12 protein-coding genes and 3 pseudogenes are annotated in these 12,646 nt (G+C 68.7%); 8 read left to right on the plus strand and 7 right to left on the minus strand.

The features are described 5' to 3' along the window. The first annotated feature begins 63 nt into the window (after positions 1 to 63). Together BMY19_RS10825 and BMY19_RS10830 are read left to right on the plus strand one after the other, a co-directional pair. Positions 64 to 744, plus strand: coding sequence for a GntR family transcriptional regulator (locus BMY19_RS10825; protein ID WP_100251706.1), 681 nt, complete (start codon positions 64 to 66; stop codon positions 742 to 744). Between the two features lie 37 nt (positions 745 to 781). After that, positions 782 to 1,948 (plus strand): M24 family metallopeptidase, encoded by a 1,167-nt coding sequence (locus tag BMY19_RS10830; RefSeq protein WP_091978604.1) that lies wholly within the window; start codon positions 782 to 784, stop codon positions 1,946 to 1,948. A 141-nt stretch (positions 1,949 to 2,089) separates the two neighbouring features. Here BMY19_RS10830 and BMY19_RS31770 read toward each other — a convergent pair. Beyond that, a pseudogene (locus tag BMY19_RS31770) lies at positions 2,090 to 3,247 on the minus strand (acyltransferase). A gap of 69 nt (positions 3,248 to 3,316) precedes the next feature. Here BMY19_RS31770 and BMY19_RS31775 point away from each other — a divergent pair. Together BMY19_RS31775 and BMY19_RS31305 are read left to right on the plus strand one after the other, a co-directional pair. Then, a pseudogene (locus BMY19_RS31775) lies at positions 3,317 to 3,877 on the plus strand (glycosyltransferase). A gap of 17 nt (positions 3,878 to 3,894) precedes the next feature. After that, complete coding sequence (locus BMY19_RS31305) at positions 3,895 to 4,362, plus strand: hypothetical protein (RefSeq protein WP_244534891.1); 468 nt, start codon at positions 3,895 to 3,897, stop codon at positions 4,360 to 4,362. Positions 4,363 to 4,554: 192 nt separating this feature from the next. Here BMY19_RS31305 and BMY19_RS10855 read toward each other — a convergent pair whose 3' ends face one another. Further along, on the minus strand, positions 4,555 to 5,841 hold the full coding sequence (locus BMY19_RS10855) for a hydantoinase/carbamoylase family amidase (RefSeq protein WP_100251709.1): 1,287 nt from the start codon (positions 5,839 to 5,841) through the stop codon (positions 4,555 to 4,557). 226 nt (positions 5,842 to 6,067) lie between these two features. Between BMY19_RS10855 and BMY19_RS10860 the strand changes: the two genes are divergently transcribed. The 3 genes from BMY19_RS10860 to BMY19_RS10870 all read left to right on the plus strand — a co-directional run bounded on the left by BMY19_RS10860 (position 6,068) and on the right by BMY19_RS10870 (position 8,240). Next, positions 6,068 to 7,084 (plus strand): LLM class flavin-dependent oxidoreductase, encoded by a 1,017-nt coding sequence (locus BMY19_RS10860; protein ID WP_100251710.1) that lies wholly within the window; start codon positions 6,068 to 6,070, stop codon positions 7,082 to 7,084. Between the two features lie 145 nt (positions 7,085 to 7,229). Next, complete coding sequence (locus BMY19_RS10865; protein ID WP_244534892.1) at positions 7,230 to 7,634, plus strand: nuclear transport factor 2 family protein; 405 nt, start codon at positions 7,230 to 7,232, stop codon at positions 7,632 to 7,634. 126 nt (positions 7,635 to 7,760) lie between these two features. Then, positions 7,761 to 8,240 carry a YidB family protein gene (locus BMY19_RS10870; RefSeq protein WP_100251711.1) on the plus strand — a complete coding sequence of 160 codons (480 nt, stop codon included), beginning with the start codon at positions 7,761 to 7,763 and terminating at the stop codon, positions 8,238 to 8,240. Between the two features lie 84 nt (positions 8,241 to 8,324). On the opposite strand, the gene BMY19_RS10875 is transcribed toward BMY19_RS10870, so the two are convergent. Further along, on the minus strand, positions 8,325 to 8,666 hold the full coding sequence (locus BMY19_RS10875; RefSeq protein WP_100251712.1) for an MmcQ/YjbR family DNA-binding protein: 342 nt from the start codon (positions 8,664 to 8,666) through the stop codon (positions 8,325 to 8,327). Between the two features lie 139 nt (positions 8,667 to 8,805). Between BMY19_RS10875 and BMY19_RS31310 the strand changes: the two are divergent. Next, positions 8,806 to 8,967: pseudogene (locus BMY19_RS31310) on the plus strand (transposase); the annotation flags it as partial. Positions 8,968 to 9,254: 287 nt separating this feature from the next. Here BMY19_RS31310 and BMY19_RS10885 read toward each other — a convergent pair. The 4 genes from BMY19_RS10885 to BMY19_RS10900 all read right to left on the minus strand — a co-directional run bounded on the left by BMY19_RS10885 (position 9,255) and on the right by BMY19_RS10900 (position 12,640). Continuing rightward, positions 9,255 to 10,229, minus strand: coding sequence for a sterol desaturase family protein (locus BMY19_RS10885; RefSeq protein ID WP_100251713.1), 975 nt, complete (start codon positions 10,227 to 10,229; stop codon positions 9,255 to 9,257). Positions 10,230 to 10,687: 458 nt separating this feature from the next. Continuing rightward, a complete protein-coding gene (locus BMY19_RS10890) occupies positions 10,688 to 11,224 on the minus strand; it encodes a glyoxalase superfamily protein (RefSeq protein ID WP_042670241.1) in 537 nt (178 codons plus the stop codon). 257 nt (positions 11,225 to 11,481) lie between these two features. Next, positions 11,482 to 12,147, minus strand: a complete 666-nt coding sequence (locus BMY19_RS10895; RefSeq protein ID WP_100251714.1) for a dihydrofolate reductase family protein — start codon at positions 12,145 to 12,147, stop codon at positions 11,482 to 11,484. After that, positions 12,140 to 12,640, minus strand: coding sequence for a VOC family protein (locus BMY19_RS10900; RefSeq protein WP_100251715.1), 501 nt, complete (start codon positions 12,638 to 12,640; stop codon positions 12,140 to 12,142). The genes BMY19_RS10895 and BMY19_RS10900 overlap by 8 nt, the downstream gene beginning before the upstream one ends. Between the last annotated feature and the right edge of the window lie 6 nt (positions 12,641 to 12,646).

A 12,646-nucleotide genomic window follows, 5' to 3' on the forward strand; every position in this document is an offset into this window, starting at 1 on the left:
GCACGGCGGACGCGCGAGAACAAGAATGGGGAGCGGCTGAGCCGGCCGCTCCGGGAGGACACCATGAAGACCCTCGACGCCGCGTCGTACACGACGGCGCTCAGTGCACGGCGCGAGCAGAGCCTCGGCCAGATGGCCTACGACCGCCTGCTCGACATGCTCGTCCGCCGCGACCTTCCGGCCGGCACCGTGCTGCACGAGCGCCGCCTCGCCGAGATGCTCGACATCTCCAGGACCCCGACCCGCGAGGCGATGTCGCGGCTGGAGACCGAGGGGCTGATCGAGCGGCAACCCGGCGGGATGCTCGTGGTCAAGGAATTCTCCCTGCGCGAGCTGATCGAGATCCTGCATGTCCGCCGCCTGCTGGAGCGGGAGAGCGTCTCGCTGGCCACCGGCCGCATCGCCGACGCGGTGCTGGCGGACCTGCAGCGTCAGATGGAGGCACTCTTGGCGGCGGGCGACCCGGACGCGCCGGGCAACTGGGAGGTCGACCGGCGCTTCCACGACCTGATCGCGGAGCACAGCCAGAACGCGACCCTCGCCAAGACGATCAAGGACCTGCGGCTCAAGACGCAGATGTTCAACCTGAGCCGGATGCCCGAGCGGTTCGAGGCGGTCCATCGCGAGCACCTCGCGGTGGTCGCCGCCCTGCGGGCCAAGGACGCGGCGGCGGCGGCGGACGCGATCGCGGCCCATCTCGAGAATTTCAAGCAGGGCATCATCCGGCGCCTGAGCGAAGTCTGAGCGAAGTCTGAGCGAAGTCTGGGACGAGGGCGGCGCGATGCACGAGTTCACGGAGCTGCGCGGCCGCGAGGCGGCCTTCCCGGAGGCGGAGTTCGCCGCCCGGCAGGCGGCGGCCCGGGCCGCCATCGCGGGTGCCGGCCACGACGCCCTCGTGGTGACCGGCCCGGAGACGATCTACTGGCTGACCGGCCGCCAGACGGCGGGCTACTTCGCCTTCCAGGCGCTCCTCGTGCCCGTGGACGGCGACCCGGCCCTCCTGGTCCGGCAGCTCGAACTGCCGGGCGCGGCCGCCAACACGTGGCTCGACGACATCCGGGCCTACCCGGACGGCGCCGACCCGGCCGCGGCCCTGGCGGCCCTCGTGCGCGGGCGCGGGGTCGCCCGGCCGGCCCTGGAGCGGGACGGCTGGTTCGTCGCGCCGGCGCTCGCGGCGCGGATCGACGCCGCCCTCGGAAGCGGCCCGCTGCCCGACGGATCCGGACTGCTCGCGCCCCTGCGGGCAGTGAAGTCGGCGGCCGAACTGGCGGCGATCCGGGCCGCCGCCCGGTACGCGCAGGCCGGTCTCGCCGCGGGGCTCGACGCCTGCGCGGCCGGCACCGACGAGAACGCCGTCGCCGCCGCCATGCTGGCGGCCGCGACGGTCGCCGGGTCCGAGGCCATGGCGATGGAGCCCCTGGTCGCGTCGGGACCGCGCAGCGGTCTGCCGCACATGACGTGGCGGCGGCGCCGGCTGGAGCCGGGCGACGCGGTCTTCCTCGAGCTCGCTGGCAGCCACGCCCGCTACCACGCGGCGCTGATGCGCAGCGTCTGGATCGGTCCGCCGCCGATCGAGGCGTCGCGGATGATGGACTGCGCCCTGCGCGCTCTCGACGCGGCGCTCGCCGCGATCCGGCCCGGCCATCCCTGCGCCGCCCCGCACGCGGCGGCGCAGGCCGTGATCGACGCGGCGGGCTACGGCCCGGCCTTCCGCAAGCGGATCGGCTACTCGATGGGCGTCGCCTTCGCGCCGGACTGGGGGGAGGGTGCCCTGCTCTCGCTCTTCACCGGACAGGACCGGCCGATCGAGCCCGGCATGGTCTTCCACCTGCCGGCCACCCTGCGCCGCTACGGCGCCTGGACGGTCGGCGCCTCGGAGACCGTCATCGTCACCGCAGACGGGGTCGAGCCCCTGTCCGACCTGCCGCGCACCCTGTCGGTGCGGTGAGGCGTCGCGGATAACCGCGGCCTGCAGGGACGGTCCGAAGGGAGGGACCGTATTCAGGGACGCGGCGCGCGTTCGATCACGCCGGAGGTGACCGGCGCTTCCGCCACGCCGCGCCCTGCGCCGCAGCCACGATGATCCCCTTCAGAGGCCATCAGGCCGCTCTCGACACCGGCGATCGATCCGGGGGATGATCGGCTTTCGGGACGCCTTGAGCAGGCGCGTGAGATAGGTGCGTATCGGCCGGTCGTATAAGCGCAGCGCCAGGTAGCTCAAGATCAACGTCGCTGCGAAGAGCGTTGCGGCCTCGATCGCGGCCGACTTCCCGCCGCTCAGCTTCTGGTACAGGCCGTGGATCCACGAGAAGATCGGAAAATGCAGGGCGTAGATCGGATACGATAGGTCTCCGCCGAGGGTCGAGAGGTCTTTCAGCGGGTCCGACAGGGTGCTGGACGATCCGCCGACGACGAGCAGGGGGGCCAGCAGCAGCTTCCAGAGCATCCGCTGCGTGTGGTTCAGTTCGTACGGCATGGTGAAGATGATCACCATCACGACGAGCAGGACGTAGAAGACCGGCGTCAGGTTGGCCCGCCGAGCGAGCAGATCCTTGATCTGGTAGCAGAAGACACCGACGAAGAAGGACCACCCGACGTGGCCGAATCCGCCCATGAAGTTATCCGTCTGATCGCCGTCGATTCACACGGTCATGACGAAGCAAGCGGACACGATGTAGAGAGATGCCGACGCGTAAACCGGTTTGAGGTATCGGATCGACCACCAGAACGCGTTGGCCACGATCTCGAAGAACAGCGAGACCTGTGGGCCGTTTAATGGAAAGACCTGAGGACCGCCGATCCGCGGCGGGGCATGGAAGTAGGGGATGTTGAGGAGCGCGAGAAGGACGGCGACGACGATCTGGCTGGCGTAGGTGGCGCCGGACGTCATGGAATTTCGCAGCGCGACATACGGCGCGCTGATGAGGAGCGAGAGCGCGATGACGGGCATCAACCGGACGAGACGCTGCAAAAGGAAGTCCATGTTGGACAGCCGGTCCCTTCGATCCTTGTAAGCACGGGCAAGGACGAAGCCGCTCAACGTGAAGAACGTATCGACGGAAAGTCCTCCATTGACGGCGAGCCACGGCACATCCAGCCAGTGCCCGGTATGAAAGAGGCGCACGTAGAGAGCGGACAGACCGCGTGTGCCGTCCAGAGCCGCGCAATGTTCAACTTTGTCAGCGGGCGATGGCGCGGTCGAGCCCGGGAGCGCATTCTCTGCCGTCGCGCAGGCTCGAAGGCGCAGTCACAGTGGCGGCAATATTATCCTCATCACTTGGTGATACTGCTTTGCTCTCCGATCTGAAAGGGTATGATGCGATACGAACACAGTATATCGGTCGTCATCGCAACACATAATGGTTCCGCGTTCCTCCGCGAGCAGCTGCACAGCCTCGTCGCGCAAACCGTGCGCCCGCTGGAAATCATCCTCTCAGACCACAAATTGACCGAGAATACCCTTGAAATTGTTCAATAATTTGTGCCCTCAAGCAAGATTTCAATTCGAATATTCCGAAACTCGCCCGCACTGGGCTTTCGGGACAGTTTCTTGTGCGAAGCGCTGCGCGCACGCGGGCATTTCGTGGCCTTCTGCGATCAGGACGACATCTGGGACCCGAGGAAGATCGAGCTTTGCTCGCGCCACATCGATGATCGCGCCGTGTCCATGATCGCCCACACAGCCCTGAGCGTCGACGCGGGCAACCGCGCGCTCCGGTTATTCTCGCAGGGGATCCAGCGCGATGGCGTGAAGCCGCCGCTGAGCTACGATCCCTGGCTGACGTTCTTCGGCTTCTCGATCGTCTTCCGCCGCGATCTCCTGACCTATGGGATATCGAAGACCGCTTCATCGATTTCATCGTGCCGAGCGCGATGATCGCGCACGATCGGTGGGTGACGTTCCTCGCGCAAGTCGTCGGGCAAGTCGTCGGGCAAGTCGTCGGGCAAGTCGTCGGGCAAGTCGTGGAGATCGATGTCCCGCTCGTCCGCTACCGCCAGCACGGCAACAACCTGTTCGGCGACGGGACGCGCGTGCGGCATCCCAGGCCCAGGAGCGCGGCCGGCGGATCGGATCCCTCCCGGTACGCGACCGCCGCGATGATCCGGATCGTCATACGTCTGCCGGACGCGACCGCGGGAGCCTTCCCGCTCTTCGATCGGGACCGCGCGGTCGGGTCGCTGCAGCGCGCGCTGCACCAGCTCGACGAGCGGGAAGCCGTCTACAGGTCGGCCTCGCGCCTCGAGGCGCTCAAGCGCCTCTGCGCTCTGGTGACCTCCGGGACCTACCGGGCCGTCCACGACGGCAACATCCGTTGGTGGTCGGTCGCAAAGGACCTCACGTTCACGCTGGTCCGACGCTGACGGCCCGCGCCGACCGTGTGGCAGGTCTAGCGGGCCTCATCGCCGGCCCGGCCAGACGACTGGGCCCGCATCGGACGGCCCGCCGCGTACAGCGCGGCGCCTCCCGGCGCTCCGCGAACGTCCTGCGGAGCCTCGGACCTGTCGGTGCGGTGGCGGACCCGACGAGCACTTCGCCGGTCGACGCGCATCCGGTCAGGCGCCGCAGGTCTCCGCCACGAGCCACGCGGTGAGGATCGCCACTGCGTCGAGCAGGTCGTCGATCGCCATAGCCTCGCGGGGATTGTGGCTGCCGTTGGCGTTGCGCACGAGCAGCATCGCCATCGGCACGCCGGCCTTCGCAAAGGCGGCGGCGTCGTGAGAGGCCGGGCTCCCGAGGGGCCGCGTCGCGATGCCGAGGGCGTCCGCGGCCGCCGCGAACTCGTCACGGATCCGCGGCGCGACGGCGCCGACGCCCGCCTCGGCGCGCGGACCCAGCGTCACCGTCACGCCGCGGCGGTCGGACACCTCCGCCACCGCTGCCAGGAACGCCGCCTCCAGTTCCGCCAGCACCGCGGCCGCGTAGGCCCGCATGTCGAGGCTGAACCGGAACTCGCCCGGGACCGTGGTCAGGCCGTGCGCCGCGGCGTCGGTGTGGAACCGGCCGAAGGTGACGGCCATCGCGCACCCGGCCGCCTCGCGCCCCGCCCAGACCCGGTCCAGCGCCAGGGCGATCTCGGCCCCGGCCATGGCCGCGTCGCGCCGGAAGCGGCGCGGCGTCCCGACATGGTCGTAGCGGCCGGCGATGCGGACGTCGGGATAGCGGACGTTGCCGGGGATCCCGGTGCACAGTCCGACCGGGATCCCGGCCTCCTCGAGGCTCGGCGCCTGCTCGATATGCACCTCCAGGAAAGCGTGGATCGCGGCTGCGTCGAAGGCCGCCGGGCCGCGGGCGAACGCGTCCGGGTCGCCACCCTCCCGGGCGATGTGGTCGGCGAGGCTGAGGCCCGTGTCGATCCGGGCCGCGTCGAGCGCCCCGTCCGGCAGGGCTCCGAGCGCCGCACGGCTCCCGATATACGAGACCTGGAACCAGACGCTCTCCTCGGCGCGGATGCCCAGGACAGAGATGTCCCGCTCCGGCTCCAGGCCGAGTTGGCGGATGGCCGCGACGGCGGCGAGCCCGGCCACCACGCCAGCGGCGCCGTCGAAGTTGCCGCCCTGGGCCACGGTGTCGAGGTGGGAGCCGATCAGAATCGGAGGCAGGGTTCGGTCCCGCCCCGGCAGCGTCATGGCGGTGTTGGCGGCAGCGTCCCGGGCGATCGCGAGGCCGAGATCGGAGGCGCAGCGCGCCACCGCCGCGTGCGCCGCGGTCTCCTCCGAGCTGTAGGAGGGCCGGGTGAACCCGGGCTCCGTCCGGCCGCACCGGGCTAGCTCCGTGAACAGGGCCTCGACCCGGCCGCGCTGCGCGCGCACAGCTGCTGAGATGGCGGACACGCGGTCCATCGCTACGCCTCCCCGAGCGCCGGTCCCCGGGACGGGCCCGCCGGTGCCCCTGCCACTTTCGTGCCGGCCCGCCGGATCACCGGGCCCGGTCACCGGGACCGAGTCTGCCGGATCGCCGGGCGCGCGGCCAGCCGCGCGGGTCAGCCCCGCGGCGCGGGATCTTTGCCCGGCCGGATTCCGGCGGCTATCGCCGGTCCCGGCAGGCGGGCGCGCAGAGGTTCTGCAAATGAAGACGATCGGGTTCCTGTCCTTCGGGCACTGGTCGCCGAACGGCGGGTCGGCGACGCGCAATGCGGCCGACACACTCCTCCAGTCGATCGACCTCGCGGTCGCCGCGGAGGAGCTCGGGGCGGACGGCGCCTATTTCCGGGTCCACCATTTCGCGCGCCAGCTCGCCTCGCCCTTCCCGCTGCTGGCGGCAGTCGGCGCCCGGACGAAGCGCATCGAGATCGGCACCGGCGTCATCGACATGCGCTACGAGAACCCGTTCTCCATGGTCGAGAATGCCGGCGCGGCGGACCTCATCGCGGGCGGACGCCTGCAGCTCGGGCTCAGCCGCGGCTCGCCCGAGCAGGTCATCGACGGCTGGCGGCACTTCGGCTTCGCCCCGGCCGAGGGCGAGACGGACGCCGATATGGGGCGCCGGCACACCGAGGTCTTCCTCGACCTCCTGAAGGGAACGGGGTTCGCCGAGCCCAACCCGCGGCCGATGTTCGCCAACCCGCCGGGACTCCTGCGCCTGGAGCCGCATTCCGAGGGGTTGCGGGACCGCATCTGGTGGGGATCGGCCTCCGACGCGACCGCGATCTGGGCGGCGGAGCAGGGCATGAACCTGCAGAGCTCGACCCTGAAGGCGGACGAGACCGGCGAGCCGTTCCACGTCCAGCAGGCCAGGCAGATCCGCCGCTACCGGCAGGCGTGGCAGGATGCGGGGCACGCCCGCACGCCGCGGGTCTCGGTCTCGCGCTCGATCTTCGCGCTCGTGAACGACCTCGACCGCGCCTATTTCGGGCGCGGAACGAGCAGCGACCAGGTCGGCATCATCGACAACATGCGGGCGGTCTTCGGCCGCTCCTACGCCGCGGAGCCGGACCGGCTGGTCGACGAGTTGCGCGCCGACGCGGCGATCGCGGAGGCCGACACCCTGCTGCTGACGGTCCCGAACCAGCTGGGCGTCGCCTACAACGCCCACCTCATCGAGAGCCTGCTCACGCACGTGGCCCCCGCGCTCGGGTGGCGCTGAGCCGACCTCCGGCCGGGTTCGCCGGCGCCGAGGGCATGCAGCCCCTCGGCCGGTCCTGTCCCGGGGCCCGTCGGCCTACCCATCGCCGCGAGCGTGCGGTAGCCTCCCGTCGGCCCGTCATGCGGTGCCCGAGTCCGGCACTTGCATGGAGATCACCGGGATGCCGCGCCCGTTGGACTGGAACGCGTTCGCCGATGCGTGGTGCGCCGCCTGGAACGCGCACGATGTCGAGCGGGTGCTGGCCCATTTCCACGACGACGCCGTGTTCACCTCGCCGGGCGCCGCGCGGATCGTTCCCGCTTCGGGCGGAACGGTGCGGGGCAAGGATGCGCTGCGCGCCTACTGGACGGAGGCCCTGCGGCGGATCCCGGACCTCCACTTTGCGGTGGAGCAGGTCTTCGCGGGCATCGACACGCTGGTGATCCAGTATCGCAATCAGAAGGGTGTGAGCGTCAGCGAGGTGCTCGTCTTCGAGGACGGCCGCGTGCGGGCGGGGCACGGCACCTACCCGATCGGCGTCGACAACCCCGTCGGTGCCGCGGCGGGCTAGAGCCGTTCGCGATGCGGCCGCGCCGGCCTCGGCGGGGCCGCCCGCATCGCAATCGGGTCCGTGCGCGTTGGTTGGCGTCGCGTGGCGAACGGGCGCGGGCCCGCTGCCCGCAGCGGGAGACGAACCATGAGTGATGGCTACCCTTCGATGACGGCGCTCCTGGGCCTCCTCGCCCTGGCAGGCTACCAGAACCGCGACAAGCTCGAGGAACTGCTGGGCGGCGCCGGTCAGACCGCGCCGGCGGGCCCCGGCGGCCCAGCCGACGGCTCCAACAGCGGCTCCGGTGCCGGCCTGGGCGGTCTCCTCGGCGGCCTGCTGGGCGACAGGCGCGGCGAGGCTCCCGGCGGGTTCCTGCACAGCGGCCTCGGCGAGATGCTGGACCGCTTCCAGCAGGCCGGTCACGGGACGGCCGCCCAGTCCTGGGTCAAGACGGGACCGAACCAGGAAATCGCGCCGCACCACCTGGAACAGGCGATCGGACCCGACGTCCTCACGGCTCTCACCCAGCGGACGGGACTGTCCCGCGATGAGCTGCTCTCCCGGCTGTCCCGCGAGCTCCCCCGGGCCGTCGACCGCTACACGCCCGACGGACGGATCCCGGCCTGAGGTCTGGCCGGCGGACGGATCCCGGCCCAACCTTGGGGGTCGGGACCGTCACAGTCGGCGGGGCGTGGGCGACGGGCGCCGGTCTCAGGCGCCGCCGCGCCGCGTGCGCGGCTTCGGCGCGGCGAGCCGGTGGGCCGCCGTCAGGGCCGACATCAGGGTCGCCTCGTCGACGATCGCGAGGTCGCACCGCGTCGCGCCCATCCGCCCCCAGCCGCCCGGAACGGGGCTGAAAGCCGCCGGCACCTGCTCGCAGAAGAAGTCGCGCAGGTCCGGGTCGAACATCAGGTTGATGTCGTGGCCCACCTCGTCCAGCGTCGCGAAGGTCTTGCGCGGCGTCCGGAAGGCCGTCCTGTGAAAATGGGGGGCGGAGGTCACCGCCTCCAACGTCGCGATGAGCGCCTTCACGCGCGCGATATCGACGCCCATCGCGGCCCTCCTCCTCTGGTTCGGGCACTCATACAACGATCTGCGTCCGCTCGCGTCCTCTTCCTGATTGTGGAGTTCTCCGCGCGAGAGGATCGCGATGGCGCGGTTGTTCTAGCTCTCGGACGACGCCTGGGCGCGGATCGAGCCGCTTCTGCCGCATGGCGAACCGGGTAAACCTCGGATCGATGACAGGCGGGTGATCAGCGGCATCCGGCACATCCCGAAGGTCGGCTGCCGCTGGCAGGACACGCCCTCCGCCCACGGCACCCACACGACGATCCACAACCGCTACAACAGGTGGCTCATCGCGGGCTCTGACGGCCGACAGAGCCTGCGACGCGCAGAGCCTGGGGGATTGGCTCAAGAGCCACCGAACTGATCGCCACCATCCCGTCCACGGCCACGCGGACGGTGCCCTACAAGCACAGCCGGATCGCCGACCGGCGGCGCAATCGAATCGCGGGCCTTTGCGGACACCTCAGAAACTGGCGGCCCGTCACAACCCACCACGATCGCTTGACCCATGATCATCTCGCCGCCGTCGCGCTCGTCTCCCGTGTCATCGCATGGGCCTGAATGAGCCCCCAGCTAGGATGCCGATCGCTCGGTTGAGCCTGTTTCATGATTGAACATTTTCCGGATCTTTCTGTAGCTCCTGGTCAGAGGCGCGACATAGGACCCGTACAGAGAGTTGTATTTCATCAACGTTTCTTCTTTGAGGCCAGAGATGCCGAATACCGGCATCTCGTTCCGACTCGGTCTGTAGGCAGTCCCGAACATCCAATCGAATATAGACAAATTTGTACCGAAATTTTTGTCCCAATGCGCCTGCACCTTGCTGTGATGTATCTGGTGCATATGCGGGCTGATCAGGAATTTATCGAAGAACCCCAAGCTTATCGGAAGATGCGAATGCTTCAGCGGATCGAGAGTGAGAAGAATAAAAACTTTCGATGCGACCCAAGATAGTGACGTTGCCTCAATGACGCTGAGACCGAACAGGAACATGAACAAGCCACCGGGCACGGCAGTCAGAAGCCCTCGAACGATGGCTTCGAGCGCCATCCCCACGGGATGGCCTCGCTTCGATGTCAGAGGGTTCAGAGTTTGCGCCGAATGATGGACTTTATGAAGCTCCCACAGGAACGGCACTTTATGCTCAACATAATGGCAGATAAAATCCGAGAATTCTACGACAACGAACACGACGATCGTGCAAATACTGGCATAAAAAATACTAAACTCGAGGTTCTTGAAATCCGGGAAAATTAGATGCGCGAGAGAACTATATGCATTGCAGCAAACAGCAGTGAGAAATATGGCAGGTATCACGATGAAACTGCCTGTCAATTTTCCAATGATGTATATTTTTACATCTGTGTGGAAGCTTTTTTCCGTGAGGACATTGAACGGCACGCAGTGCTTTGCAAGTCCACGGAATGAGAATTTCGCGCGGTTCTTTGCAATATAAGCTACATAAAATGCCAGTCCGAACCCGAAAAACATTGTCCAGGTAATAAGTAACTGTGGCGCATGAATGATTTGCTTGAAAAAATCAGTCATTGCTCCCTCCAACGCAATTCAATCGATTCCATAAAGGCAGGCGCGCACCAAAGCGATGTGGCCGACTCTCCCAATATTGATCTAAAAATTGTCAGATATTAGACCCAGCGTCTATGTTCAATAAGTTTTTCAGATCGCCCCTATTAACCCACGTCAAGGTCGTTATGGGAGCACCCATACGAGCGTGCGGCTCCGTCGCGGTGAGAGCGCTGCAGCACGGGCTCCGGGCCGGCACCTACGATCCGCTTTCGGACTGGAGGCGGGCCCAGCACGCCGGCGGCATCGGGACCCGGCCGGCGATGGGGATGCGCCCGGGATCGGCCTTTCCCCACAGGCCGCCTTCGCGATCGAGGGCAACACCACGCCTCGGGCGTCGCTCTGAACGCCGTCGTCGCCGTCAGGTGCCGATCGAGTCCAGATGCTGGGTCGGCGGCGGATCGGACCGCCCGCCCGACCGGTCACCCGGTTCGGCGCTCGCAGAATCGCAACCGGTTCCCGAACGGATCCGCCACCTCCAGCACCTCGCCCCAGGGCGCCTGCTCGATGCCGGGCCGGGCATAGCCGTAGCGCTGGTCGGTGAGCGCCCGGTGATAGGCCCGGATGCCGCGCATCGGCACGAACACGGTCGAGCCGGGGGTGGCGTCGCCGTGGTGCTCGGTCAGGTGCAACCGCAATCCCGCGCGGGCGACCTCCATGTAGAGCGGCAGACCCGGCTCGAACCGGTGCTCGAACCCGGGCGTGAAGCCGAGAAAGCCGCAGTAGAACGCGCGCGCCTTGGCCTCGTCGAAGATGCGCAGAACCGGCACCGCCTCCAAGAAACGGGGGCCGTCATCCGCGTCCCGGTCCAGGACGGCGCAGGCGGTGTTCCAGTCGTCGTAGCCCAGCCCGGCGGCGACGAGTTCGAGGGCGGCCGCGTGCGGGACGGCGAGGTCGCGGGCTGCCAGCGCGGCGCGCAGCCGCTTGGCCATGGTCTTGGCCTGATCGACGGTCGTCATGGTCCTCTCCCCGAGCCGGCGTCGGTCCGTCGGTGCCCGCATTGCCGACCCGGCGCCGGTCAGGGACACGGTGGGGGTGGGTCGTCCGCGATGCGTTCACCATCCCGGTTCCGGGGCGAGCGGCAGGCTACCCCGGCCGCGGCGCGGCCGCCAAGAGGGGTGAAGGGAGGGGAGGGCTGACACGGGACCTGCCGGCTTCCGACGGGTCACGACCCCGTGCCGCGCGCGGCCGGCCGGTCGCTGCCGCAGGCGGCGGTCTACCAGCGACCCGCCGCCTGGCGCTCGCGGAGCGCGATCTCGTCCGCGCTGGGTGGTTTGCTGGCGAAACTGCCGGTCTGGACCGCCCCGTCCCGCGCGAGCACCGCGACGTGGACGCCCTTCGGCGAGTGGCTCTGCTCGACCAGCGTCCAGGTGCGGGCCGCCGCCGGGTCGTCCGCGTACCAGCGCTTGCCGCGGCCGAGCATGACCGGGAAGGTGATCAGGACGAGCCGGTCGATGAGGCCCGCCGGAAGCAGCGCCGGATAGAGCCTGCTGCTGCCCTGGATGAGGAGGTCGGGGCCCTCGCTCTCCTTGAGGCGGGTGACCGCCGCGACGGGGTCGCCGGCGAGGCGGCGGCTGTTGTTCCAGTCGAGCGCGGCGTCGCTTCCGGTGACGACATGCTTGCGGATCGCGTTGAAGGTCGCGCCGATCGGCTGCTCGGCGTTGTGCGGCCAGTAGGCGGCGAAGATCTCGTAGGTGCGCCGGCCGAGCAGCAGCTCGTAATCGCCGCCGAGCAGCTTGCCCATCGGCCCGGCGAGCGACGCGTCGAAGTAAGGGAAGGTCCAGCCGCCGTGCGCGAAGCCGGTCTGATCCTCCTCCGGACCGCCCGGTGCCTGGATCACGCCGTCGAGGGACTGGAAGAGGGAGCCGGTGATCTTACGCATGGGCGGAGTCCCCGCGGAGGGCAGCCTCGATCCGGGCGATGTCGATCTTGCGCATGGTCATCATGGCCTCGAACGCGCGCCGGGCCGCAGCCCGGTCGGGGTGGCTGTTGGCGTGCAGGAGCGCGCGCGGCGTGATCTGCCAGGAGAAGCCCCAGCGGTCCGTGCACCAGCCGCACGCGCTCTCCGCGCCGCCGTGGCCCACGACGGCGTCCCAGTAGCGGTCGGTCTCCGCTTGATCGTCGGTCAGCACCATGAAGCTGACCGCCTGGTTGGCCCGGAAGGCCGGGCCGCCGTTCAGGCCGACGAACGGACGGCCGAGGACGGTGAACGCGACCGTGAGTTCGTCTCCCGCGGACCCGCCGGGGAAATCCGAGGGGGCGTTCATGGGCGCGCCGACATGGCTGTCGGGGAAGGTCGCGGCGTAGAATTCCGCGGCCTTGCGGGCCTCGCCGCGATCGAACCACAGGCAGGTCGTCAGCTTGTCGCTCGTCATGGCCGG

Source organism: Methylobacterium sp. UNC300MFChir4.1 (assembly GCF_900110155.1).
In the GTDB taxonomy this organism is placed as follows: domain Bacteria; phylum Pseudomonadota; class Alphaproteobacteria; order Rhizobiales; family Beijerinckiaceae; genus Methylobacterium.